This is a genomic window from Arthrobacter sp. HLT1-20 (assembly GCF_054510895.1).
Window position 1 is genome coordinate 15853 of record NZ_JBTNDR010000003.1, and the last position, 25838, is coordinate 41690.

Annotated in this window: 18 protein-coding genes and 2 pseudogenes; 11 read left to right on the plus strand and 9 right to left on the minus strand. The window is 61.5% G+C overall.

Going from position 1 to position 25838, the window contains the following annotated elements; genetic code table 11:
* The first annotated feature begins 628 nt into the window (after nucleotides 1-628).
* The 3 genes from ACX80Q_RS02590 (at nucleotide 629) to ACX80Q_RS02600 (ending at nucleotide 7399) form a co-directional block, all read left to right on the plus strand.
* Complete coding sequence (locus tag ACX80Q_RS02590) at nucleotides 629-2659, plus strand: CHAT domain-containing protein (RefSeq protein ID WP_459328956.1); 2031 nt, start codon at nucleotides 629-631, stop codon at nucleotides 2657-2659.
* 61 nt (nucleotides 2660-2720) lie between these two features.
* Nucleotides 2721-4871: a caspase family protein gene (locus tag ACX80Q_RS02595; RefSeq protein WP_459328957.1), complete on the plus strand. Its 2151-nt coding sequence runs from the start codon at nucleotides 2721-2723 to the stop codon at nucleotides 4869-4871.
* Nucleotides 4872-5515: 644 nt separating this feature from the next.
* The gene (locus tag ACX80Q_RS02600) at nucleotides 5516-7399 is read left to right on the plus strand and encodes an HNH endonuclease (RefSeq protein ID WP_459328958.1); all 1884 of its coding nucleotides are present in this window, start codon (nucleotides 5516-5518) and stop codon (nucleotides 7397-7399) included.
* Nucleotides 7400-7744: 345 nt separating this feature from the next.
* On the opposite strand, the gene ACX80Q_RS02605 is transcribed toward ACX80Q_RS02600, so the two are convergent.
* Together ACX80Q_RS02605 and ACX80Q_RS02610 are read right to left on the minus strand one after the other, a co-directional pair.
* Entirely contained in the window at nucleotides 7745-7987 is a 243-nt protein-coding gene (locus ACX80Q_RS02605) for a hypothetical protein (RefSeq protein WP_459328959.1), read from the minus strand.
* An 893-nt stretch (nucleotides 7988-8880) separates the two neighbouring features.
* Nucleotides 8881-10338 (minus strand): MFS transporter, encoded by a 1458-nt coding sequence (locus tag ACX80Q_RS02610; RefSeq protein WP_459328960.1) that lies wholly within the window; start codon nucleotides 10336-10338, stop codon nucleotides 8881-8883.
* Between the two features lie 372 nt (nucleotides 10339-10710).
* Here ACX80Q_RS02610 and ACX80Q_RS02615 point away from each other — a divergent pair, with 372 nt between their 5' ends.
* Entirely contained in the window at nucleotides 10711-11652 is a 942-nt protein-coding gene (locus tag ACX80Q_RS02615) for a phosphodiesterase (protein ID WP_459328961.1), read from the plus strand.
* A 33-nt stretch (nucleotides 11653-11685) separates the two neighbouring features.
* On the opposite strand, the gene ACX80Q_RS02620 is transcribed toward ACX80Q_RS02615, so the two are convergent.
* Nucleotides 11686-13281 (minus strand): stealth family protein, encoded by a 1596-nt coding sequence (locus tag ACX80Q_RS02620; RefSeq protein ID WP_459328962.1) that lies wholly within the window; start codon nucleotides 13279-13281, stop codon nucleotides 11686-11688.
* Nucleotides 13282-13801: 520 nt separating this feature from the next.
* Nucleotides 13802-14374, minus strand: coding sequence for an NADPH-dependent F420 reductase (locus ACX80Q_RS02625; RefSeq protein ID WP_459328963.1), 573 nt, complete (start codon nucleotides 14372-14374; stop codon nucleotides 13802-13804).
* 97 nt (nucleotides 14375-14471) lie between these two features.
* Between ACX80Q_RS02625 and ACX80Q_RS02630 the strand changes: the two genes are divergently transcribed.
* From ACX80Q_RS02630 to ACX80Q_RS02640, 3 genes and pseudogenes are all read left to right on the plus strand, one after another.
* Complete coding sequence (locus ACX80Q_RS02630) at nucleotides 14472-14954, plus strand: MarR family winged helix-turn-helix transcriptional regulator (RefSeq protein ID WP_459328964.1); 483 nt, start codon at nucleotides 14472-14474, stop codon at nucleotides 14952-14954.
* Between the two features lie 125 nt (nucleotides 14955-15079).
* A pseudogene (locus ACX80Q_RS02635) lies at nucleotides 15080-15433 on the plus strand (alpha/beta hydrolase); the annotation flags it as partial.
* Nucleotides 15434-15456: 23 nt separating this feature from the next.
* Nucleotides 15457-15717 carry an alpha/beta hydrolase gene (locus ACX80Q_RS02640; protein WP_459329112.1) on the plus strand — a complete coding sequence of 87 codons (261 nt, stop codon included), beginning with the start codon at nucleotides 15457-15459 and terminating at the stop codon, nucleotides 15715-15717.
* Between the two features lie 29 nt (nucleotides 15718-15746).
* Here ACX80Q_RS02640 and ACX80Q_RS02645 read toward each other — a convergent pair whose 3' ends face one another.
* Nucleotides 15747-16958: an FAD-dependent oxidoreductase gene (locus ACX80Q_RS02645; RefSeq protein WP_459328965.1), complete on the minus strand. Its 1212-nt coding sequence runs from the start codon at nucleotides 16956-16958 to the stop codon at nucleotides 15747-15749.
* 296 nt (nucleotides 16959-17254) lie between these two features.
* On the opposite strand from ACX80Q_RS02645, the gene ACX80Q_RS02650 reads away from it, so the two are divergent.
* Nucleotides 17255-18100 carry an NAD-dependent epimerase/dehydratase family protein gene (locus ACX80Q_RS02650; RefSeq protein WP_459328966.1) on the plus strand — a complete coding sequence of 282 codons (846 nt, stop codon included), beginning with the start codon at nucleotides 17255-17257 and terminating at the stop codon, nucleotides 18098-18100.
* Nucleotides 18101-18139: 39 nt separating this feature from the next.
* Nucleotides 18140-19171 (plus strand): aldo/keto reductase, encoded by a 1032-nt coding sequence (locus ACX80Q_RS02655; RefSeq protein WP_459329105.1) that lies wholly within the window; start codon nucleotides 18140-18142, stop codon nucleotides 19169-19171.
* A 90-nt stretch (nucleotides 19172-19261) separates the two neighbouring features.
* On the opposite strand, the pseudogene ACX80Q_RS02660 reads toward ACX80Q_RS02655, so the two are convergent.
* A pseudogene (locus tag ACX80Q_RS02660) lies at nucleotides 19262-19588 on the minus strand (hypothetical protein); the annotation flags it as partial.
* Complete coding sequence (locus ACX80Q_RS02665) at nucleotides 19548-21200, minus strand: SulP family inorganic anion transporter (protein WP_459328967.1); 1653 nt, start codon at nucleotides 21198-21200, stop codon at nucleotides 19548-19550. The gene ACX80Q_RS02665 and the pseudogene ACX80Q_RS02660, both read right to left, overlap by 41 nt.
* A gap of 309 nt (nucleotides 21201-21509) precedes the next feature.
* Between ACX80Q_RS02665 and ACX80Q_RS02670 the strand changes: the two genes are divergently transcribed.
* Both ACX80Q_RS02670 and ACX80Q_RS02675 read left to right on the plus strand, forming a co-directional pair.
* Nucleotides 21510-21851: an ArsR/SmtB family transcription factor gene (locus tag ACX80Q_RS02670; RefSeq protein ID WP_459328968.1), complete on the plus strand. Its 342-nt coding sequence runs from the start codon at nucleotides 21510-21512 to the stop codon at nucleotides 21849-21851.
* A 63-nt stretch (nucleotides 21852-21914) separates the two neighbouring features.
* Nucleotides 21915-23138 (plus strand): NADP-dependent isocitrate dehydrogenase, encoded by a 1224-nt coding sequence (locus ACX80Q_RS02675; RefSeq protein ID WP_459328969.1) that lies wholly within the window; start codon nucleotides 21915-21917, stop codon nucleotides 23136-23138.
* 392 nt (nucleotides 23139-23530) lie between these two features.
* On the opposite strand, the gene ACX80Q_RS02680 is transcribed toward ACX80Q_RS02675, so the two are convergent.
* Nucleotides 23531-25393: a phosphoenolpyruvate carboxykinase (GTP) gene (locus ACX80Q_RS02680; protein WP_459328970.1), complete on the minus strand. Its 1863-nt coding sequence runs from the start codon at nucleotides 25391-25393 to the stop codon at nucleotides 23531-23533.
* Between the two features lie 260 nt (nucleotides 25394-25653).
* Nucleotides 25654-25833, minus strand: coding sequence for a hypothetical protein (locus ACX80Q_RS02685; protein WP_459329113.1), 180 nt, complete (start codon nucleotides 25831-25833; stop codon nucleotides 25654-25656).
* Nucleotides 25834-25838: the final 5 nt, after the last annotated feature.

Sequence of the window (25838 nt, forward strand, 5' to 3'; positions counted from 1 at the left end):
CCGATTGCCGTGGCTTCTTGGAACGTCCCAACGATCTTGCCGGTGCCGGTGCTCATGGCCTTTGACATACCGACATGGGCAGTGTGTTCACGATCCCACGTCAACCTCGAAATTGATGTGAAATAGTTGTGTTGACCGTGGCAACACTTTTCCTGCTGGACGGGCCCGGTTTGGATTGGACTGGACCGTAGTGGCTGGAAATCCGCGGCAGTTCGCTACTTCGTAGTGTTTGGCAGGGCAATATTCTGGCTCGAACCCCGCCTTGGGCACGCTTAACCCTCTGGTCGTGCGGGGCCGTGTCGAAGCGTAGACACGGTGTTGCCAGGCCGAGCTTTAACGATGTTGGATGACCGTTGTGTGCTCCCACATTCCGCCGGGAGGCACCCAGCCCGAAGAGTACGAGAACTGGTTTCTATGCTCGTCAAGTCGTATGGTTTCCGGACTCCGACGCCGGTATCGCCACGGCAACATGGTTCCCGGGAGACTTTAGTCTCGTGGGCCCCTTTCTCAGCATGAGGATCCGGCGTTAGACTGCTCTGGACGGCGTGGCGGAGGGTCTCTTCGAATGCCGACGAAGAAGCGGGGCACGATGAGCGTGGCAAAGGTGTCATGGACTGCTTACGCTGGTGTGCGACTGAATGCGCGCGCCGTCGAACGACTTGCCGCCGTCGGTATTCCCGCCACTAGGCCCCCAGAAGCACTGACCCGCATCCGCATCGGCGGGCGCGGAACCGAACGGACCGTTATTCTGCGGCTTGTGCCGAACCGTGAGCGTCTGCTGTTGATCACACGGGCTGGATTCGTCGGCTGGCTCGACGATAAAACGAACAAGGGGTCATCCGGTTACCTCTGGGTGCGGGTGGAGGTGGGCGAACCCGTCGCGGAGCTGATCGTGCTCTCCTTTCGGCATCAACCACGGTTCGCCCTCGGAGCCGAACTGGAGCCAGACATCCGCATCGCAGACCAGCAGTGGGTGGGACCCGGTACCTCAGGCCCCGGTGGCGATTGGAAGGCTCGATTCGCTGCGGAGTCGCTTCAGCGGACACTGGCGACGGGTTTCTTCATCAGGGCGGGAGGTCGCGATCCCAGGGACGAGCCGCTCCCTGGCGCCTTTTGCGAGGTCGTTGCGACTGACCGTGCGGAGGCGGCGCTGCCTGCGGGAATCGTACGCGCGAGCGTCACGGCCGCGATGCCTGAGCGCGTCCCTGTTGATAAGACATTCGATCTGGTTGTCACAATAAATGGTCCCGACGTCGAGCCAGGATCCGACGCCGTGATTGTCACGGGGGAGAAGGACGTTCCGGTGACTGTGGAGGTCCTCCGCATTCAGAACGTCAAACTGATAAGGGCTGAAGATCCACTCATTCCGCTGATACCTTCCGGAGCGGACGGTATCAGCTGGACCTTCGCTCTCAGTGCGTTCGGGCCCGGGCCGGTGCTTGTGGAGGTCAGGATTACGCAGAAGCTCACGCTGCTAGCCGTCTTCCGGCTTAACGCAGTTGCTGAGGCCGGTGTGGAGCGGCTGGTTGAGAATGCTGCGCGCGTTGAGCTGGACGCGGGCCTCTATCCGCAGAACTGGCAACTGCAAATCACGCAGGGAGGCTTCGACACCGACCCCGAAAAGACCGCCCTGAGCTTCCAACTCCGTAGCGACCACGGCGTGGTGCAGGGCAGAACGGAGTTTGCCCGTGGCCCCCAATTGTTGGCCTTCTACGCGAATCTGCTCGGGCTCTGGAACCAACATGCGTCCATCAAGGATCATGCCCTCCGGTCGCAGCGGTGGGCGGAGGCATTGGCCATCCATGGTGGGACGCTCTTTGACAACCTCTTTCCGGCGGCCATCCGCGCAGAACTCTGGCGGCAACGCGCAACGCTGGGCGACATCTACCTCTCGACGAATGAGACCGAGATCCCGTGGGAGATCACCCGGGTGCACGCCCCGCAAAACGAACCGGGTGCGGAGCCACAGGAGGAGCAGGATTCGCCCTTTTTCCTCGGTGCCCGCGGAGTGTTCAGGTGGCTCACGGGCACCCCGAAAGTCACCGCCGTCCAAATCGAACCGCCGAACGTGCTGGTGCTTGCACCGACGAGCGGCCTGCACAACGTCGCCGTCGAGGTCGGATTCCTGTGCACCCAATACCACGCACAGGTCATCGACCCGGCGGACACGGCAACCCTCAATCGGATCCTGAGCGGGAGCCGGTTCTCCCTCTTCCACTTTGCCGGTCACGGAGGCATCGACGTTGCGGTGCCTCCGGTCCAGCATTTGCTCCTCAATGCCGGGGAGCAGTTCACAGTGGCACAGTTGCAGATGACGCTGCCGTTCTCACCCGTTGAGCCTGGCCGCGCCGCGGGGGCAGTGATTGTGTTGAACGCCTGCCAGACGGGCGTGGTGGCCTCGCCGACTTCCGGGTTCGGGTCCGCCTTCTTAGCCGCCGGTGCAGGCGTGTTCATTGGTACGTTGTGGTCGATCGAGGATGAACCTGCTGGCGACTACTCGATCGAGCTCTACAAATCACTTCTCGCGGAACCGCGGGTCCTTCTTAGTGCCGCTGTGCGGCGGGCCCGCGAGAGGGCCCGAGAGTCTTACGACCCGAGCTGGCTCGGTTACGCCGTCTACGCCGATCCGAACACGGTGGTCACCGTTGTTCGCCCCTAACCACATGCCGTATTGATGACCTGCCCGTACTGAATGGTCCACCATTTCGAGAGGAACAGCCATGACCGACATCGAACCAGGGGTCGCACGCGGCCGCCGCTACACGGATGAGGAACGCGCGAAGTTGAAAGCGCATGTAGTTGCGATGCGCAACGGCAGGTTGTACGACGGGCCCGCCGATGCCGCATTCACCACCAGCCAAGCAGACATAGCCGAGCTCGCCCAAGCGATCGGCACGTTTGTCGACGAAAGACGCAGCTCGCATCCGAACTCCTCGGTACCTGTGATGATGTACTCGCACGGCGGGCTAGTGTCGCCGGAGAATGCGCTCGAATACGCGCTGGACACCATCGACTGGTGGCGTTCACTGGGCGTCTACCCGGTCTACTTCGTCTGGGATTCGGACTTCTGGTCCGCTCTAGGTGGTGCAATGCAGCGGGCGATCAAAGGGTGGTGGAGTGGTGGCCGTGGCGGTCCGCTCGACTACGTTGACGGTCGGATTGAACTGCTGCTGCACAACCACTTGGGGCCCGAAGTCTGGGGAGAGATGAAGCTCGATGCAGTAGCCGCTTCCAGCGCCGACGGTGGTGCCGCGAATCTCTTCGCCCAGTACCTTGCACCGCAGGTGCTCGCTCGGGGTGACGCGATCAGCCTACACGCGGTGGGTCACAGCGCCGGCTCCATCTTCCATTCAGCGTTCCTGCCGCTGCTCGTCGGTGCACATATCGACATCGAGTCGTTGAGCCTGCTCGCGCCAGCCATTCGCGTCGATACATACCTGAAGACGCTGCATCCGCTGATCTCTGAGGAGAAGATCAAGCATGTCGCGATGTTCACCATGGACGACCACACCGAGCAGAAGGACGACTGCTTTAAGTTGTACAACAAGTCGCTGCTGTACTTGATCCGGGGCGCGTTCGAGAAGGAGTACTCCGCAGAAATCCTCGGCTTGGAGCGCTGCATCAAGGCGAACGAAACCTTGAAGGCAACCTTCCGGATCGACGGCGGGCGGGCCGACCTCGTGTTATCCAACGGCAAGGCCGGTGCGGTTCCGCGCTGGATGACCGAGGCGAGTTCGCACGGTGACTTCGACACGGACCCGTACACGATGCAGAGCGTGGCCTGTCGCATTGTCGGCACGGACAGTGTGCCCGCATTCCCTGCCTCGAGGACGCGCGGCGAGGGCGGCGTCTCGGCGTTTAAACCCGCCCCGATCGCTTTGCCTGACGATCCGAGTAAGTGGGCGCCCCGGCGTGCGCTGTGCATTGGGATCGACGAGTACGCGACACAACCCCTGCACGGCTGCGTTGCCGACGCGGAGGCCTGGCAGGTGGCGCTGGAGGCGCTCGACTTCCAGGTGACACCGCTGCACAACGAGGCCGCCACCCGGGAGGGTATCCTCCGAGAGATCACGCTGCTGGTGGCAAACAGCCGCCCCAAAGACGTGCTGGTTGTTCAGTACTCAGGTCACGGCACAGAGGTGGAGGACCTGGACGGCGACGAGGCGTTCCGAAGAGGTCCCGCAGCTGTCATGGATCAGGCTCTGGTGCCTTCGGGGTCCGGTTTCGGCACCACGAGCGGCGAGTACGTCGTTGACGATGACCTCGGCGCGATCTGGAACACGCTTCCAAAGGACGTCAGCCTCACCTTCTTCTTCGACTCCTGCCACTCGGGGGACAACATCCGTGGAGAGCTGACCGCTTCGGGACGGGGCGCCGCCGCCGTTGTGGCTACGGCGCCGATTCCTAATCTCGACGTCCGCTACATGGCTCTCGGCCCCATCGAACAGCAGGCGTTCGCGGATGCGCGCGGCAATCCGGTGCCGGCCACAGTGGCAATCCCCAACGCGGCAATCAGTTTCAGCGCCTGCTCACCGGATCAGGTGGCTTACGAGTCGAATCAGCGAGGCATCTTCTCGGCAGTTGCAGTGCCGCTGATCGCTGATGCAGTGGGCCGGATGACGAACGAGCAGTTCATCGCGCTGGTCCTTAGCAAGATGGGAGTATCTGCACCGCAGACGCCCGGCTTCTACGGCGATGATAAGTACTTGAAATCGCCGTTCCTCGGACTGCCGGCCTCGGCCGCGGCGGCCCCTGGGCTACCCGAGGCGGAGGGCTCGCCATCCGACGTCGAACGTCTGCTTCGCGCCGGCGTCCGGGCCGAGGTCGTGGCGAGGTGGCTGCGGGCGACGGCCGACCTGTTGGAGAGCTAACCCTTTACTACGCTGCCGAGCCCCCGCATCGAAGCGGGCTGTCAGTGACGATGTAGCGACGGAGAAGATCAAACAGGCGCACAAGGAAACTACATAGTCTATGGGCCAGGAAGGTCTGTGCCGCCCTGAGCCGTGCGACGGGTCGGGCACGACCGTTTCGTAGCCCTTGTCTGAGCGCCCGGCAGATCCGGTCCGCAGTGAGTTCAGAGCTCCGACGCCGCACTCTCTGCAGGTCGCGGACAGACTGTTCGACTCCGATCATCCACGAGCGCGCGGGATCGCTGGTTTACCGCCTTTGAAAAACTGGACATCAAGTCCCACGTCCATGGGTTGATCATGAAGAAGAACGCGTTGGAAGTGTTCGGGGTCGCCCGACGGCCCCGAATCAAGAGTCCGATCCCATCGGTGCCACCATGTTTTGCGGATTCATTCATCCACAGGTAGAGCTGGGCTCTCCGCTGTCCACAGATTTGCTTCAAGAGACCTTCTGGGCTTTTGAATGTCAGTGGCAGGAAATAGAATAACAGTATTAGAAGGTCATCGCAGATACAAATAAATCTTCCATTAGGTACGTTGGTTCTTCGTCCCGCAGGTTTCACTTTGGTCCCACAGGATGAAGTCGGATTGTCAGGTAGGTGAGCGGCATGGCGGCTCCGGATTGGTTTGGCAGCAATCCCGACCCAGTTTCGGTCATGGCGCAAGCGGGCCCCGCCAGGATTGCTGATGCGTCCGTCGGGCTTGCTCAGAAACCCAGCGCTCTTGCGGGCGCAAGCGAGTCCCTGCCCAGTGCGGCGGCCTTGTCATCGTGCACTGGCCTGCTGGATTTGAGTGCTGCCGTGTTGGGACGTTGCGGCACGTTTTTTGACCCGGTGGTTTTGGCTCAGTTGGATGCCGCGCTGGCCCATGAGTTGGCGCAGCAGGCGCGGATCCGGGCTGATGAAGCTGACGGGGCGGTGGAACTGGCCATCAGTGAGGGGCGCCAGGCAGAGGCTTTGGCCTACCTGGCTCAGCGCGCTTCCGCGGCCAAAGCTGTTGCCACCAAGGCTAGGTCGCAGGCAGCCATGGCTACTGACGTCATGACGGCCGTGGGTGGCGTTGCAACGGCCCATGGCTTTGACCCGGACGTTGTTGACCGTGTCTCTGGTGCCGCCTTGATTGATGTGATCGCTGCTTTGGAAGAAGCCAAGAACGCAATCTCAGCTGTCCAAGCCCAGACCCAGACGCTCTTCGTGGCTAAGCAGCGGCTCGAGCAGGCGCGGGCGGGAATTCCCCAACAGAAGCTGGGCGCGGGAATTGCCCAACAGGTGGGCCTGGCCCGGCACGAGTCCCCTCATCGCGGACGCCAGCTGTGCGAACTTGCCGAAGTGTTGGTGCGGGAAATGCCCTGCAGCATGAAGACATTCAGCGCGGGCCAGATAAGCGAATACAGGGTCAGTCTCGTTGCCAGGGAGACAGCGTTCCTCTCCTTGGAAGACCGGCTTAGGGTGGATGAGCTGATCTGCGGAGACCCATCGGCCGCTGCCTTGTTGGGCACTCGCGAAGTGAGTGCGGCGAGCAGGAAAGCCGCCTACGAACTTGATCCGGAGGTGTTCGTCAAGCGCCACGAAAAGGCTGTTGGTGACCGCTATGTCTCCTTGCGGCCGGCTGCGGACGGAATGACCTTCTTGACGGCGCTGATCCCGCTTAAACAGGGTGTGCGCATTTTGGCTACGCTAACCAGGGTTGCAGGCAGTGCCAAAGTTTCTGGAGACGAACGCGGCAAGGGCCAGATCATGGCTGATGCTCTGATGCACAGACTCATCCAGCATGCGCCCTGTGACAACGGCGCGGGGGGTCTGGGCGATCATCGGGGAATGCCCTGGGTGGATGCCAGTGCGCCCACCCCCGACGGCGCCGGGCCGAGGGTGCCCCGTGAGGCCACTGAGCCCGAGGCCGGTCCGCTATGCTCCGTCGTGGGTGAACCAGATATTGCCTTGGAGTTGATCATGACAGATCGGTCCTTGTTTGGTGGTGCGAGTGATCCGGCGGTTTTGGTTGGCTACGATCCGATCCCGGCGCCCATCGCACGCATGATGATTCTTGGCGATGGCGATGGCGAGCGAACAGGCAGCGACTCTTTGCCTAGGGTGTGGCTTAAACGGCTCTTCACCCACCCGGGCAGTAATATGCTGCTGGCCATGGATTCGCGGTCACGGTTCTTTCCTGAGGGCATGAAGGAATTCCTGCGTTTGCGGGACCAGCGGTGCCGGACGTCATATTGCGACGCACCGATCAGGGAGTATGACCACATCAAGGCTTATGCGGCCGGTGGCGCCACTGCCATCGAGAATGGCCAGGGGCTCTGCTCCGATTGCAACCAGGCCAAGGAAGCGCCGGGCTGGTCCTTTGAGCCCGGAAACGGGCTGTCAAATGGCCCACCTGGCACGGAAATTAGCACTCCCACCAACCATCGCTACGTCTCCACGGCACCACCGCTGCCGGGCCCGGCGGGCATCAAGCCAGGAAGCCAGAAGAACAGGCAACGATGACGGATCGGCATTCCTTGGGCAGGCTTCTGACGCCGCGGACAGAAGCCAAGTCCAGACAGGGACGCCATCAGGGAGGTTTGATTGCTGGCAGGTGCTGATCCGCTGGTGAACTGGCCCTCCAGAAACTTGTTGTGACGGGTCGTCATCCATGAGCCCGTGAGGGTCCGCGGGCGGGCTGGTTGGACATGTTGATGGTCAGCGGGCATACCAGCTTCGACTTTGTGCCAATCGAGGGTGCGATGAGAGCCAAGGGCAACGCCCAGCCTTGTGGCGGGGGCGGTTATAGTGTCCCCTGAAGCAGAGACCTCACCATTTTGAACGCTGGCAAGCGACTGATCGGAACTTTCACTGCACGGCAGCCTTTGAGTTGCCGTTGGCCGGAAATATTTGCCCGGAGCAGGTGCGCTCATACGGGTCTCGGCCTTCGAAGAAGCTCATGATCCGGGGCCAGCAACCGCCCGGGCTGATGATGGTTGAGGTGGTGCTGCACGGGCGTAGTTTTAGGGCGTCCGTCCTGGCCACAACCACCATGCTCCATTTGGTGGCGGAGGAGGCCGCGCGGCTGAGATAGCCGAAGTGGCCAGCCAACGAGGACCTATTGCCTGTTGACCCCGTCGATTTCCTTCTTGACGTCGGCAAAGAGGGTGGCGATTGGCTCCACGTTGCTCGGGTCAGTGACGGATCTGCTGGCCTGGGACAAGTCGTCGGGTCGTGGATGACTGAGCGCCCACTCGCTACCCTCGGTGCTGGGTGACGGGTGGGATGGCAGTCCCTACGTCTGCACTGGCAATGACCCGCTGGGTTTGGGCTCCTCGACGGGGATGCGTCCTGCCACGGTCCAAAACCTCCCAGTTCACGACGGTTTCGCGCAGGGGCTGAGACGGCCCTGGGTATTGTTGACAGTGAAGCAACGCCGGGCAGTCCGGGATGATCCCAACTGGCGAGTAGTCGCACCGCAGATTCAACGTCGTCTCCGCGCCGTCCTCAGGCACCCAGTAGAGGCCGGCTATTGATGTTGGGGTGTTGATCGAATGCAGTCTTGCGGGTGGGCAGAACAGCAACGGTCAGTTGCTGGGCGGCGTTGCCGCGCCAGTGGTGATCGTCACTGTTGCTTGCGAGGCAAGAGTCCTGTGGTTGCTCACGGTGGTGCGACACCGGAACCGGGTCTGCCCAGCATTATGCGCCGCGCTGAGAACGAGGGTGGCTGGCGCACTCAAATCAGGCATCACCGACTTTCGCTATGCGCAGCCGTCCACGGCAACGCGGGGCTGCTGTGACACTGGCGCCACGCCAGCCACTATGCGTGCGCAGACACAAAGGGGCCCCAGGGTATGCGCCACGCCAACTCCCAGACTGGCGCATAACCCCATCAAAGACCACCCAATAGACGCCAGGCATTCCAGAGCACGCCCTCAACGAGCTACGGCAGCCAAGAAACGGGTCACCCCCACCCAAGCTGCCCAACTCACCCTATTTAGGTGCTAGTGGTGGGAAGCGTTTTCTTCCAGCGCCGTTGCCTTCCCGGTAAGATCAATGGCCGGTGCGTGGAGGGGAAGTGGTTTGGGAATGCATAGCGCAAGCACTCCGGCCGTGACTGTTGCGCCGAGCGCTATGGCAAACCCTAGCTGGAATCCGGCCGCGGTGGGCGCTGAATGGCCCGCGCTGGACCCTGCGAGAATGGCGCCCATGACGGCTGCGGCGCTACCTGTTCCCAAAGCCCGCATCAGAGAATTCAAACCATTCGCCGCCCCGGTCTCCGTTGAATGGACGGCCCCCATAATCAGCATGGGCATGGAGGCGTAGCCAATGCCGATGCCCGCACCAACAAGGGCATTGGCGAGAAGGATCTGCCAGATTTCCGTGGCAGCCAGCAGAGCCAACACATAGGCGAAGGAGATGACGACGGCGCTGGTCACCAAGGTGGCCCGGCCGCCAATATTGCGGTTCAGCCGCGCGGCCACAGGTGCCATGGCGATCTGGACCAGACCCGCAGGGGCAAGAATGAAGCCGATCGACATCAGTGACATGCCCAAGCCGATCCCGGTGCTTGTGGGCAGCTCCAAAATTTGCGGAAACAGCACGGCTGATGAAAAGAAGGCGAATCCAAGGGCTACCGATGCCAAGTTGGTCATAAGAATGGTGGGGCGTGCCGCCACCCGCAGGTCAACTACCGGATTCTCCAGGCGCAATTCAAAAGCTCCCCAGGCCAGGAGCAACAAAACACCGCCACCGCCGCAAGCCAGGGTGGCTGGCGATGTCCAGCCCCATGCGTTGCCCTGGGCGATCGCCACGAGGATTCCGGTCAAGCCGGCGGACAAGCCCATGGCTCCGATGTAGTCAAAGCCGCCCGTGGCGAACACCGTGTCCCTCGGGACTATCCAGGCCACGAGGGTCAGAAGGGCCAGCCCGAGTACCGCGGCGGTCCAGAATAGGGCATGCCAGTCCATGGTTTCGGCGATGAAGGAGCTGATGGGCAGACCCAGTGCGGCACCAAACCCGAACGAACCGCTAATCAGGGCCACCGCCCCGCCAATGCCCTTCGGCGGCAAATGGTCGCGCAGGACAGCAATGCCCAGGGGAATGACGCCGGTCATCAGTCCCTGCAGCCCCCTGCCTACCAGCAGCATCGTCAAACTGGTGGAGGCGGCCGCCAGAACGTTGCCGATGATCAAGGCGATCAACAGCAGCAAGATGACCTTACGCTTGCCAAAGAGGTCGCCCAGACGCCCCGAAATAGGGGTTGCCACTGCCGAGGTCAGAAGCGTGATGGTCACCACCCAGGCCGTTGCTTCCCGAGGCGAGTTCAGCAGCTCCGGCAGCTGAGCCTGTATGGGCACCACCAAGGTGTACATGAATGACGCGGCCGCGCCGGTTGCTGCCAAGACGGCAACGAGCGGCCACGACCGCTGATCCTTAGTGACGTTGAGAGTTTGGCGCATTGCTTCCTTCGTAGGAGCAGTTGGGTCGGTCAGTAGTTCACCAATGACGATGAATGACAACGATGATCTACACATGGCAATCGGTTGCCATGTCTAATCTATTCCCGTTGAGGTCTATTGTCCACGGGCAAGAATTTTTCAGCACAAAGGGTTAGGGCTGCGTGTGCCAAGGAAATTCCTCGCATCCATTGCTTCCATCGGGTGGTGTTGGTGGCTTGGGAGTTGCGCGCCAGTCAAATGAAACGGTGGAACCAGAGAAGTTGTTGCAAATTGTTGACAGTGTTGGCTTGCAGTTCACGTGGGCGGTGGTTGGATAGAGGTATGTGAGAGGAATGTGGCAGTTGCCGCATCCACCCGACTATTAAGGCAGTCATGGACTTCATCGAGGCCGAACATCCCAGGCCGCGCCACTTCCTGCTTCACCTGAGCGACACCCACCTGCTGGGCGGCCCGGATCCCCTGTACGGGGCCGTGGACAGCGAGGAGCGGCTGCGCCAAATCTTCGCCGAAATCACGGCGTCAGGCGCCCGGCCGGAGGCGGTCATTTTTACTGGCGACCTCACCGACAAAGGCGAGCCAGAGGCGTATGCCAAGCTGCGCCGGATCGTGGAGCCCGCCTGTAAAGGCATGGGGGCCGAGGTGATTTGGGCCATGGGGAATCATGACCATCGCGGCAACTTCCGCACCGGCTTGCTGGGGGAGCCCGCGGACAGCGCTCCCATAGATCGCAGCTTTTTCCTGAACGGCCTCCGGGTCATCACCTTGGACACCTCGGTGCCGGGGTTTCACCACGGTGAGCTCGGTGCGGACCAGCTGGAGTGGTTGGCCGGGGAACTTGCCACTCCCGCTCCGGATGGCACCATCCTTGCACTCCACCACCCGCCCGTCCCCAGCGTGTTGGATTTGGCGGTGTTGGTGGAGCTGCGCGGGCAGTCCGAGCTGGCGGCTGTGTTGCGTGGCTCCGATGTACGCACCATTTTGGCCGGGCACCTGCACTACTCGACCACCGCCATGTTTGCCGGGATCCCGGTGTCCGTCGCCTCAGCCACGTGTTACACCCAGGATCTGAACGTGCCGGCAGGCGGCACCCGCGGCCGTGACGGCGGGCAGTCCTTCAACCTCGTCCACGTGTATGAGCACACTATTGTCCACTCAACCGTGCCCCTGGGCGCCGGCCCGACCGTCGGTGAGCAAGTCAGCGCCGAGGAAACACGTGTCCGCCTCAGTGCCGCAGGAGTGCGCATCCCCGACCACGCGCCGCGCACCACGGGTATCCCGATCCAGGCACGACGGCGCGGGCTGACTCCGCACTAACCCTCAAGAACTGTGCCGCCCGGCCGGGGCGGGCTACTTTTCCCAGGGTGCCGTGATCGGGAAATACTTCTGCAGGAAATCGGTGACCAATTCGGCGCGTTCGGCGGCAGGGACCTCCGGGAAGCTGCCGTCGTTGAGGCAGAAGAAGTCCATGTTGCGTTTGGCGAGCAGTTTGGGCAGGTAGTTCAGGCCGGACCGTGCGGTGGTGTCGATGTACCGCACCTTGGCTCCGGTTTGAACGGCCGCACGGCCCGTGAGTAGGCCGTAGTAGTGGTACAGGGAATTGGTGACGGAAATGTTCTCCGCCGCACGGAAGGTGCTGGCCGCCGTCGCGCTGAATTCCGCAGGGAATTCTCGTTCCATCTGGGCCATGACGCTCCGGCGCAGGGGCGCGGCAGCGTGTTCGAGGTGACGGGTGGTGATCCTCCCGAACCGCTCCCACAACAGCTTCCTGTTCACCCGGGCGGCGTTTTCGAAGCCGCTGCGTTCGGCGTCATTCTCGCCCAGGCCAATCCTCGTCTCGGCCTCGATGAACTTGGTGATGCCGCCGGGCGTGAAGAACATGTCCGGGCTGACGGGACGGCCGAAGAACATGTCGTCATTGGAGTACAGGAAGTGCTCCGACAGGCCCTCGACGTGGTGCAGTTGGCACTCCACAGCCTGTGAATTGTGTGTAGGCAGCACCGTCGGGTCGGCGAAGAATTCCTCACTGCGCACCACTGTCACCGAGGGGTGGTCTGCCAGCCAGGACGGGGTGGGGGAGTCGGTGGCGATGAAGATGCGACGAATCCACGGCGCAAAAGTGTAGACGGAACGCAGGGCATACTTCAGCTCGTCGATCTGCCGGAACCGGGCCTCATGGTCGTCGCCCTCGCCCACCACCACACCCTGCATCCGGGCACGCCGGGCGGCAATGTACTCGGGTGAGCTGCCGTCAACCCAGGAGAAGACCAGGTCAATGTCGAAGCCGATGTCGGAGGCATGGTCGGCGAACATGTTCTCAATGGTGGGCCAAACGTGCCCGTACCGTTCCACGGTGCCGCGCACCGCATCCTGGGCCAGCAGGGTGCGCCGGGTCAGTGAATTTTCCACCGGCAGAATCAACTGCTCACCTTCAAAGCTCCACAGTTCTATCTGCACACCCAGTGACGCGCCGTAACCCAGGCCGCCGTCGGGCTCCCAGCGCGGCCGGTAGAGCCGCAGGATCCGGGATTTGCGGTTCTTGGCCAGCGTTCCATCAGCCACCAGCAGCGCCGATTTCTTGCGCGCGTCCACTGTCATTGCATAGAACGGCTCGTTGGCGCAGGCGCTCACGAGTGCCTTGCGCAGCTCGGCCCGGTACTTCCAATCAACGGATATCACGGGGCGCTCGTCGTTGCCGCGCACCAGCAGGTAGTCCAGCTGCGCGGCCTCCAAGGCGGCGCGGATGAACAGCAGATCATCCACCATGGCTTCGTTGGGCGTGCGGTCGCGGTTGATCAGGACGTACCTGCCGCCGTGACGGACCACGTCGGGCCTGTCCTTGAAGCGGGCCACGGCGGACCGCGGGGTTTCCTCCACGAGGTCAATGTCATCGTCTGAAGCGGGATTGCCGTAGAAGACATCATGTGTGGCGGTCACGTCTGTCATGGGGCGCTCCAATGCTGTGTTGAAAAAGTGGGGTCTTCTTGAATGATAGACCTCGCTCGGCACGGGGCGGACCACTAGGACAGGCGCGGCCGGGCCGGTCCCTGCCGTCGCGGAGCGCACAACCTTGGACGGGCCCGACCTCCCGGTCACAGGGTTTTTATGTGCAAGCGTTGACAGTCGTCACTACTTTGGCCTGTGAACCTTCTTGCGGGACATGAAGTTTGCTGGGAAAGAGGCCGTGGCCAGGTATTTCGCGGGCATTTTTCACATGAGTCGCGATCCCCATTGCTAGAGCTGTTTGGTCTCGAGGTTGCCCAGACCCATGCTGCGCCCTACAAGTAGTGACCTCGTCAAAGGATGCAAATACGGCTTTCCGTGGACAAGGCGCTTGGCCGTGTCCCATATTGTTCCCAGCCAACCCGGGATGATCCAACTCAGGTGCCGTGGGTTGGCGTCCCCAACTAAGAACCTTAGTGTTTGGCCGGTACCTGCGAGGAACGCCCCCACCGCAATGCGAAAGTCAGTTGATGACGCCGAAGCCGCCTGCCCAGCTGATCTTCTCGGCCGCCGCGAGGGTGAGCTGCAGGAACCCGATGGCCTCAAGTTCGTGGGCGCGGGTGAGGTCACCGGCGTCGATCGCGCTGACACCACCTGAGGTCACGAGTGCAGCCAGGGTTTCCTTGGCGGCGGCATCGTCGCCAGCGATGAGAACAGCAGTTTCCACGTTGCCGAGCTTCTTGGAGCCCAGGGTGGCGGCGAAGTTTGTGTTGAACGCCTTGAGTATCTTTGATGAGGGCAGCGCCGCAGCCAGCTCCGCAGCAGCTGAGCTGCCTGCCGGAACGACGAGGGAGTTGAAGGTTGAGAAGTCGAGGGGATTGGTGATGTCCACGACGATCTTGCCGACCAGTTGTTTGCCATACTCTGCGGCAATGCAATCCAAAGCCGGGTAGGGGACGGCAAGAACCACTAGGTCACCTGTGATGGTGGCGGAGTCCTTGGAGTCGATGTGCTGGACTGAGGCGCCGCCGTCGGTGAAGACGCCCGCAATGGCTGTGCCCATGTTGCCCGTGCCGAAGATGGTTACATTGGTCATTTTCATGCTCCTGGTTCAGACCCGAAGGTCAATGGTTGTTGGTACAACTAATATATATCTGATTTGTTGTAGCTACAAGCTTTGGTAGTATTTCGTCATGAATGAAACCAGATGGCTATCTGAGCAGGAGCGTGACGCCTGGGTTCGCTTCACTGCCGTCCTGGAGCTCCTCCCTGCGGCACTGAACCTCCAGCTCCTCACGGATGAAAACCTGACGCACTTCGACTACTTCACTCTGGCCATGCTTTCCGAGGCGCCAGGGCGCACGCTCCGCACGAGCGCACTGGCGGCGCGCACCAATGCCACGCTCCCGCGACTGTCGCGGGTTGTCTCCCGCCTGGAGGACTCGGGGTTGGTCGAGCGAGCGCTTTGCGCCGAGGATCGACGGGCGACGAACGTGCTGCTCACCGAGGCCGGCTGGGCCAAGGTTGTGGCCGCCGCCCCGGGTCACGTAGCGGCGGTCAGGGAGTTGGTCATTGATGCGCTGACGGCCGAGCAGGTCCAGCAGTTGTCAGCAATTTCGTGTGCAGTACTCAAGCGGCTGGATCCAGAGGGTCAAATGCTCGCCAGCGAGGTGTGACCCTGCCAGTTGGACCGGATTGTCGGCTCGCAGCAATCGCCGTTGATTCCAGAGCCTCCAGCGCTGCACGCCCGAATCGGGCCACGGCCGCTGGTTTCCCCCTATCCCCAGGAGTGATCCCGAACATGAACACCTCACTGCGCGACGTACGCTCGCCCGGCTGGACTACCCACGTAGCTCACCCTGCTGTGGCGCTCTTCCTGCATGGGTTCGGCTCCAATGAGCACGACCTGGGCCAGCTGGCACCAGCACTTGGGATGAACCTGCCGTGGGCATCCCTGCGGGCACCGCTAGAGCTTGGCACTGGCGGGGCGGCGTGGTTTTCAATCACCACGCCCGGAAACCCCGACGCGGGGCCAGTGGAGGAAGCAGGTGAGGCCATTTGGGCGTGGGTGGAGGCCAATCTGGACCCGGGCACCCGGATTGTACCCATTGGCTTCTCGCAGGGCGGGCTCATGGCCAGCCAGCTGCTGCGCACAAGGCCTGAACGTGTGGTGGCCCCGTGGTACTGGGCGGATTTGTCCTGGGTGCACCGCAGGCGGGCGATGCCACTCTGCGTGTCAGCCGCCCGGGACTGTTTTGGGGCCGCGGTTCGCAGGACACGGTCATCACCCCAGCGGCGATCAGGCGCAGCAGTGAGTACCTTCCGCAGCACACCACGCTGATTGAGCGGGTGTATCCGGGACTGGTGCACGGCATCAACGCACCCCAGCTCGACGACGTACGCGAGTTTCTCGCCGTCGAGCTCGCCGCCAACTCATAGCTGCCTCATTCCCTCGCTCCGGGCACGGACTAAGTCTGTTTTCGCGACGGGTTGACCAGGAGATCGTTCGCGCCATGAGCAGCAGGGAGATCGGCACGAAGGACGTCCTGGAGCCGGTCACGGGCGCCGAAGACCCTTGGCGTCCGGAACAGCGCCGGAGCCGGAACGCCGTCGGCAAGCTCGGCCAGGATTCGCCCGACTGCGGGCGCGAACTTGTAGCCGTGGCCGGAGAAGCCGGCGCCAACAACCACCGGCCCAAACCTGTCCAATATGAAGTTCCCGGAATCCGTTGATGTGTAGGTGCAACTGATGGGGGTGTAGGTGCTGGCGTCGAGACCGGGGAACCATTCGCTGGCGTAGCGCTGCAGTGCCGCCAGTTGCACGGGTTCCGGTTGGAAGTTACGGGAGTCCGGGTCCACCACGGGCCCCACGCCGTGCCAGCCGATCTTGACCCCTTCGCCCGGCGTGAACATGCCGTACGTGGGGCTGTACCAGTAGGAGTCTGCGGTTGATCGCGGATCCGGACTGTGGTTGAAGCTTGGCCAATCCGTTGTGGCGTCCAGGGGTTGAAAATGTGCCGGCTGCTCCTGGGTGACACGCAGCGGAGGGAGCGCCACCAGCTGCGAAAGCACCTTGTGGCTCCATGCCCCTGCGGTGACGATGACCCGCTTGGCCCGGAACTCCGTGGTGTCAGTCATGACAGTCACGCCGTCGGCGCCGTGGACAACAATGTCCCGGACGGGGGAATCGTAGTGAAACTGTGCGCCGCCTGATTCGGCTGACATACGCAAGGCTTCAAGGGCGTCGGCGGCGCGAACACGCCCGGATTCGGGCACAAAAAGCACGTCGCTGCGGAACGTCATACCGGCCCACCGTTCCGAGGCCTGTTCGGCCGAGAGAAACTCGCTGCGGATGCCGAAGGACTCGTGGGACCGTTTGATGGCACGCAGTGGTTCCATGCGCCCGTGGTTGACAAGACCCACCAAGTCCAGCAATTCGGTGCCGGTTTCACTGGACAGCCCGTCCCACAAGGCGCGTGCCTCGGTGACAAGGTCCAAATACTCAGGCTCCCGGTAGGCAATGTTGAAGTTGCGGGTTGCTCCGTGGGAGGCGCCCAGTTTGTGCCCGGCGGCAAACTGCTCGAGCAGGGCCACTGATTTTCCCGACTGGGCAGCAGCCCGTGCGGCGGCTGAGCCCATGACCCCTCCACCAACCACCACCACGTCAACATGTGTAACCATGGGTCCTGCTCCAACCGTGGCAATGAGAGATGACTATGACGGTGCAATCCTTCCACGGGCAGCCGCCAAGCTCCCTCACCAGGCGCCCTGCATAGCTTGTTAGTGGTCACAAGCCGACATATCTACGCACGGGATGGCACGGTTGCGCCAATGCCCAGCCGAAAGGTAGGCCTGCCAGTCCTAGGAAAAGCTGGGTGTGGCACAGTTGCTGACACGGCACCTTGAAATGGATAGCGTAGCTTGCGTAGACCGCCCGCCGCCCGTATCCACCCGTGATCCAATGTGAGGAGTTTTTTATGAGAATTGCCGTGACAGGCGGAAGCGGAAAACTCGGCCGCCACGTAATACGCAGGCTGACCCAGGACGGGCATCAGGTGCTGAATCTGGACCGCGCGGGGGAGCGGTGCCCGCAGCTTGTCATCGTGGACTTGCGCAACTACGGCCAGGTACTGGATGTCTTGTTGGGCCTGGATGACAGGCACAGCGGATTCGACGCCGTGGTGCACCTGGGTGCCATTCCCGCACCCGGCATAGTTCCGGATGCAGCCACCTTCGAGAACAACATGCTCTCCACCTACAACGTGTTCCAAGCGGCAAGGAGGGCGGGCATCAAAAGGCTCGTCTACGCCTCCAGTGAGACGGTGCTGGGACTGCCGTTCGACGTCGACCCTCCCTACTTGCCGGTCGATGAGGAGTACCCGGCCCGGCCGGAAAGCACTTACTCACTGGTGAAGCACCTGGAAGAGACGATGGCTAGGGAGCTGACACGTTGGGATCCGGAGTTGAGCATTGTTGCGCTTCGCTTTTCCAATGTCATGGATGTCCAGGACTATGTTGCTTTCCCGGCCTTTGACGCCGATGCCAGGGCACGTAAATGGAATCTGTGGGGGTACATCGATGGCCGGGACGGCGCCCAGGCTGTGGCGCGGGCATTGGAAAATGGCCAGCCAGGCTTTGAGGCGTTCATCATTGCCAACGCCGACACCGTCATGGTCCGGTCAAGCGCGTCCCTGGCCGCCGAGGTTTTCCCAAACGTGAAGCTGCGCCAGGAGCTTGGTGAGCACCAGACCCTACTGTCCATCGACAAGGCCAAACAGCTGCTTGGATTTGTCCCGGAGCACAGCTGGCGCAACCACCGGTAGCACCACCCACCATCCCTGATCCACAACTGAAGGAACATGATGCAATACCGCACACTAGGCAACAGCGGCGCAGTGGTTTCCAACTATGCGCTGGGCACCATGACGTTTGGGGCGGAGGCCACTGAGGAGGCGTCCCACGCCATCCTGGACAACTATGTGGCCGCTGGCGGCAACTTCATCGACACCGCTGACGTGTACAGCGCCGGATTGTCCGAGGAAATCATTGGCCGCTGGCTGGCCCAACGTCCGGGAATCAGGGACCAGATGGTTGTTGCCTCCAAGGGCCGCTTCCCCATGGGAACTGCCCCGAACGACGTCGGCACGTCCCGGCGCCATTTGACGCGCGCCTTGGATGATTCCTTGCGCCGCTTGGGGGTGGAGCAGATCGATCTGTACCAACTGCATGCCTGGGACCCCATCACACCCCTTGAGGAGACGCTGCGCTTCCTGCACGATTCGGTCAGCCAGGGAAAGATCGCCTACTACGGTTTTTCCAATTTCCTGGGATGGCAGCTGACCAAGGCTGTCCACCTGGCTAGTGCCCATGGCTGGAGCGCCCCCGTTACTCTGCAGCCCCAGTACAGTCTGTTGGTGCGGGAGATCGAGTTGGAGATTGTTCCGGCTTCCCTGGATGCGGGGATAGGCCTGTTGCCGTGGTCTCCGTTGGGTGGCGGGTGGCTCTCCGGCAAGTACAGGAAAGACGCGCCGCCAGCTGGCGCCACGCGCTTGGGTGAGAATCCCCAGCGCGGCATGGAGGCGTGGCAGGAACGCAATGATGATCCCCGCACCTGGGACGTGATCGGAGCCGTGCAAGGGATTGCCGCAGACCATGGGGTAAGCGCCTCGCAGGTGGCACTGGCCTGGCTGGCTGACCGCCCCGCTGTAACGTCAGTGATCCTTGGTGCACGAACCACCGAGCAGCTGGCGGACAACCTTGCCGCGGCGTTGCTGGAACTTTCCACTGAGGAATCCCAGCGCCTGACGAACATCAGCCAGCCCCGGGTCGGCGTTTATCCCTACGGACCCAAGGCCCAGGAGCAGCGCTCTCGCAAGATCCAAGGCGGCCGGTAACCGCTGAGACCGTCGTCGTGCTTTAGCTGATTGGCTGGGACTCGACCGGCTGCGGTGATCTCTGCATCCAGGGCCCCCCTCAATTAGGGCAACGCCGACGCCGTGGCCCTTTACGTCAGGGGCCACGAATACGTCGCAAAGCCAAGCAAACCTTGCCCCGTCTGTAACCACGCGTGCGTAGGCGACTTGGCGACCCGAGCTCGTCCGGTACGTGCCGAAGTTCCGGGACCCGTCCATGGCCGTATCTTGCGTTGCGCGGGATCTTCCCTTGGCCCAGCAACTATCCTCGCTGAGCCATTGGTGCACTTGTGCGCGGTCAATGTCGGAGCCGCGGCAAGAGAAGTGGAAATCCGGATTCATCCCACCATCCAACGAATCATCCGCCCAACTTTTTATTGACCAGGGGGCGGTCCACATGGCTGCGGGCGTGTTCCACTGCTTCCTCGAGGCTGGCAAACAGGTGCTTTTGGTGGCGCAGTGAGGCAAGCACACCAACACGTGTTGCGAGTTCCAAGTGCCCGGGTTGAATTCCCTTGATGAGGACAGTGATTCCCCGCCGTTCCAGGCCGGTGACCATGTCGGTGATGGTGCGGGCGCCTGTGGCGTCAAGGACCTGAAGCTGTGACATGCGCAGAATGACCACCGTGACGTTGCTGATTCGAGTTACCCGCTCGAGCATCTTCTCTGCTGCACCAAAGAAGAGTGCGCCGTCCAGGCGGAAGATCGCAATTTGCTGGTCTTCTGAGTGGGCCGGGGCAGGAATCTCCTCCCTATGGACGCCGCCGGAATTTGCCAGGTTCCGAAGTGTGAAGAATGCGGCTACGGCGATGCCGATGCCCACAGCAATGATCAGGTCAAAGGAAACAGTGACCAGTGCGGTGACCATGAAGACAGTGGCATCGGCTCTGGTTGATCGGACCACGCTGCGCACGGTTGCGAGGGAAATCATCCGGGTTGCGGTAACCATGAGCACTCCGGCCAAGGCGGCGAGAGGAATTTGTCCCACGACGCCGGACGCGAGATAGACGACGGCGACCAGCACGAGTGCGTGCACAATTGCTGCCATCCTGGTTCGGGCTCCCGAACGGACGTTGACAGCCGTCCGGGCGATCGCACCGGTTGCCGGCATGCCGCCAAAGAACCCGGAGGCGATGGATGCCAGGCCCTGGCCGAAGAGTTCACGGTCTGCATCGTACGGGCCTGTGTCAGACATCGCTGCGGCCACTCGTGCTGAAAGTAAGGACTCTATTGCCGCAAGAGCCGCAACGGTCAGTGCGGCACCGAGCAGGGACGCGCTGGTGGCCGCGTCGAAGGCTGGCAGGGAGGGGGCCGGCAGGGAGTGTGGCAGTGCGCCGATCCGGGCCAAGGGCAGGTTCGCCATGTTGGCGGCCACCGACACCACAATGATTGCAATGATCGACCCTGGCAACTGTGGATGGATCCGCGGCGCCAGCACCATCACCAGTGCCACCACCGCAACCGCCGCAAGTGTCCAGACCGCGGTGGCAGGGTCCAGGTGCCCGAACGATTGTGCGGCAGCGACAAACGAATTACTACTGTTGCCAGCCGGGGAACCGATGGCGGCGGGAACCTGCTGCAGGAAGATGATCACAGCGATGCCCAAGGTGAACCCCTCGATTACAGGCCAGGGAATGTAGGAAACCACCCGGCCGATCTTCAGCAGTCCCGCTGTGGCCACCACGATGCCCGCCATAAGGCTAACCAGTGCGACGGCGCCCGGGCCATGGGTGACGACGATGGGACCTAGCACCACCACCATGGCGCCCGTGGGCCCGGACACCTGGATGTTTGAGCCGCCGAACACTGCGGCAATGATGCCGGCAACGATGGCGGTGATGAGTCCGCTGGCGGCCCCCGCCCCCGAGGACACACCGAAGGCCAGGGCCAGCGGAAGCGCCACGATCCCTACCGTCATTCCGGCGACAAGATCACCACGCCACGCCCTGCCGGGGGAGCGGTAGTCCTGCCAGCTGGGAAGAAGGGGCCGGACGTAGTCGTAGACTCTCATCGCTGGGCCGCAATTCCTGTGAACAGCGTGGTCGCCACCTGGTGCGGCGGCCGGTGTGATTCGGAGAAGTGGTTCATGGAAACACAGTTCCTGACTATGGCGTGCGTGCCAACGGTGCTGAGGGGTGATCGATACTTAACCAATTGATAACTTCATCATATCGTAATATTAGGCTGCCGCCTCAGCTGGCGTAGGTAGCCGTGCGTGCCAGTGATCGTGAACCCCTTGGAAATTAGCGCTGAGCGAGCCCGGCCGAATGATGATAACTTGATAAAGTCATCAATCACTCAAGCTCATTTAAGAGGTGCCATGGACCGACCCACAGATTTTCGGGCACCACTGTACGAAGTCAAGGCAAACCTGTTCAAGGGTCTGGCGCACCCGGTGAGAATCAGAACGTTGGAGCTCCTGTCGGACGGAACGGAAGTCTCCGTGGCAGATCTGTTGGCGGCGACTGGGTTGGAGGCATCACACCTGTCACAGCATTTATCGGTCCTGCGTCGCTACCATCTCGTCACCTCGGAACGCCGGGGACCGCAAATGTACTATGCGCTTGCCCACCCCCAGATCAGTGGCTTGCTATCCGTAGCACGCGAGCTGTTAGCGGACATTCTGCGCACCGCCGGCCAAGCAACGGAATCCGGTGAATGAAGATCCACCAATAGTGACTCCGCATTGTAGTGATCGCTCACGTCCACCCATCAAGGAGTAGTTGTGTCTGTAACGAAAATCAAGGTAGTCGGGCCCGTCGTCGAACTCGACGGGGACGAGATGACCCGAATCATCTGGCGGTTCATCAAGGAGCGCCTCATTCACCCATATCTGGACGTGGATCTAAAGTACTTTGATCTTTCAATCCACAACCGGGATGCAACCGATGATCAGGTCACCATCGATGCTGCCAACGCCATCAAAAAATACAATGTCGGCGTCAAATGTGCCACTATAACGCCCGACGAGGCCCGCGTGGAGGAGTTTGGTCTGAAGAAGATGTGGGTTTCCCCGAACGGAACCATCCGGAACATTCTCGGTGGCGTAGTCTTTCGCGAGCCCATCATTATCTCCAACATTCCCCGCCTAGTTCCGGGCTGGAACAAGCCAATCATCATCGGCCGCCACGCCTTTGGCGACCAGTACCGGGCAAGCAATTTCAAGGTGCCCGGCGCCGGCACACTAACACTCACCTTTGCCCCCTCGGATGGCACTGAGGCGATCAAGCAAACCGTTGTCACCTACCCTGACGGTGGTGGGGTTGCCATGGGCATGTACAACTTCAACGACTCCATCCGCGACTTTGCCAGGGCAACCTTCGCCTATGGACTCCAGCGTAATTATCCGGTGTACCTCTCGACGAAAAACACCATTCTGAAGGCCTATGACGGTCAGTTCAAGGATCTCTTCCAGGAAATCTTCGACGCAGAGTTTAAAGACCAGTTTGACGCTGCCGGGCTGAGTTATGAGCACCGCCTGATCGATGACATGGTTGCCTCCGTTATGAAATGGGAAGGTGGCTACGTTTGGGCCTGCAAGAACTATGACGGGGATGTCCAATCCGACACCGTAGCTCAGGGCTTCGGGTCGCTGGGTCTGATGACCTCTGTTCTTTTGACCCCGGACGGCAGGACCATTGAAGCCGAGGCCGCCCATGGCACCGTGACCCGCCACTTCCGTCAACACCAGGCCGGCAAGCCGACTTCCACCAACCCCATCGCTTCGATCTTCGCCTGGACCGGTGGGCTGCGCCACCGTGGAGCACTGGATGGAACCCAGGAGGTTGTTGATTTCGCCAATACGCTAGAAGCCGTGGTTATAAATACAGTCCAGTCCGGAAAGATGACCAAGGATTTGGCTGCCTTGGTGGGTGCCGCACAGCCTTGGCTGACCACTGAGGAGTTCCTGGGCGCCCTGGATACGAATCTGGCAGCACGTCTTGGCTGATGGTCAAGGGGAGAAGTCACATCCCAGCGACATTGACGTTGCAGCCAATAGCACTTACTACAGGGTCTGCCGACGCCTGCTGCGACGAGCCGAGGGAAGCTGCGCACAGAACAGGCAGGATTCGGCTCACCGAGGTGAGGGGCGCCAGGGTTGTTGCCGCGAGTTCGGCTCCGGCCAGCCGGATGGCTTTAAATAGGGTGGAATTTCACGTGCAAGAGAAGAAAATCTTGTGCGCACGCCCCACGGCGAGATGCCGGTCCAACTCACCATCAACCCCGTTGTTGCCTTTGAAGCCACAGGCAGATTGGACTCGGCGGAGTGTGCGGGCGGTTCCTCGAAGGCAGGCCCGGGGGACCGGTGAGGCCCCTAGCTCCCGGACCAGCCGCTGAGTGCTATCTCGAACTGATGATCGGTTTTCCTGCGGCGAACCGATCCTTCAGGCGGAGCTGCTCAAGGCGAAGTTCCTGAGGCAGGGAGTCGCCAAACTGGTGGAACCAGTTGTCCATGCTTTCGATTTCGGCTTCCCATTCGTGGGGGTCCACAGCCAAGGCTGCTCTTAGCTGCTCGTTAGTCAGGTCCAACCCCTCAACATCCATCGAGCCAAAGGCAGGGACAAATCCGATGGGTGTTTCCGTGGCTGTGGCGCGTCCCTGAATTCGTTCCATGGCCCACTTCAGCACCCTCGAGTTTTCGCCAAATCCGGGCCAGAGGAAACGTCCGTGGTGGTCTCGGCGGAACCAGTTGACCAAGAATATTTGGGGCAGCCTTTCATGGTTCCCCAGTTTGCCGATGGCAAGCCAGTGTTTGAGGTAGTCACCCGCGTTGTATCCGATGAACGGCAGCATGGCCATCGGATCGCGACGCACAATCCCTACTTCCCCGGCCGCCGCGGCGGTGGTCTCGGAGGACAGTGTTGCTCCCATCAAGACGCCGCTGGTCCAATCTCTGGATTGGGTGACCAAAGGAATCGTGGTTTTGCGGCGGCCCCCGAAGAAGATGGCGGCCAGCGGGACGCCGTCGGGGTGGTAATACTCCTGCGCCAGAATGCCCACCTGGCTGATAGGTGTGCAGAATCGGGAATTGGGGTGGGCGGCCGGCCGTCCCATCTCCGGAGTCCAGTCCAGCCCCGTCCAATCGATCAGGTGATCCGGCGTTGTTTCCGTCATACCCTCCCACCACACTCCGCCATTGTCGGTGAGGGCCACATTGGTGAAGATGGTGTTGCCTTGGGTGATGGCTTCCATTGCGTTGGGGTTGGTCTGGCACCCAGTCCCGGGGGCGACGCCAAAAAGACCGGCCTCTGGGTTGGTGGCGCGTAGTTCGCCGTCGTTTCCAATCCGGATCCAAGCAATATCGTCACCGAGCGTTTCCACCTTCCAGCCCCGGACCGTCGGGTTTAGCAGTGCCAGGTTTGTTTTGCCGCAGGCTGAGGGGAAGGCTGCGGCGATGTGAAAGGCCTGGTTCTCGGGGCTGGTGAGTTTGAGAATGAGCATGTGTTCGGCCAACCAGCCCTCCTGGCGGGCCATGGCCGAGGCGATGCGCAGGGAGTAGCATTTCTTCCCCAACAAGGCATTCCCGCCATAGCCGGAGCCGTAGGACCAGATGGACTGTTCCTCGGGAAAGTGGACTATCCATTTCTCGTCGTTGCAAGGCCAGATGGCGTCCACTTGGCCCTGTTCCAGTGGTGCGCCCACGGAGTGCACTGCCGGGACAAAAACGGCGTTCAGGGCAAGCATTTTGTTGAGGACATCGGTGCCCGTGCGGGTCATGATGCGCATTGAAGCGACCACGTAGGCACTGTCAGTAACTTCAATACCAAATTTGGGATCCTTGGCGTCGAGGTGGCCCATGACGAACGGGATGACGTACATGGTGCGTCCGCGCATGGACCCGGTAAAGAGCTCCTTGAGCTTCTTCTTCATGCGGGTGGGGTCCAGCCAGTTGTTGGTAAAACCTGCGTCGTGTTCATGTTCTGAACCGATGAAGGTTTGATCCTCCACCCGGGCGACGTCTTTGGGGTCAGAGAAAGCGGCAAACGAATGGGGGAACAACTCTTCATTGAGACGGACCAGAGTTCCGGCCTTAACCAACTGGTCCGTCAGCCGGCTGGACTCGGCAGCGGATCCATCAACCCAATGAATCTGATCGCGCTGGGTCAGTGCGGCAATTTCGCCGACCCAGGTGACGAGCCGTGCATGCCCGTCACTAGTCGGAGCAGCGAGCTCAAGGGGTGTGGACTGTGTGGAATTCGTCAAGACTGATTCCTGTCGATGGGATTCGTACCTGATTCACTCCACCCGGCCAGCGTTGCCCGGGCGGAGAATGTTGCGTGTGCCTCTAGTCCTAGATTCCCGCTCGGCTGGCCGGGGTCGCAGACGGCGTCTGCCGCTTGTGCGGCGCACGTTCCCGGTGGTGAAGATACAAGGCGGGACGCTCAGAGCGTATGCGCGGCACCGAGCCCAAACAATGCCAGACCAACCACTCACAGGTCCGAGCCGACTCCCCGGGAGAATGTTCAATTTGGTAGAGGAGCGTTGGCGGTCCAGCCAAACGCGGCAGACCCTTGAGGGGTGATGAAGCTTGACAGGGCTATGGCACTGCCCAACAGGAAGGGCCAGAAAGCCAGGGCATTCAGACGTGGGAACGCAACGTCCGGGCCAGCCCAAGGCTGTGCCTTCTTGTTGGTGGTGGTCATGATGA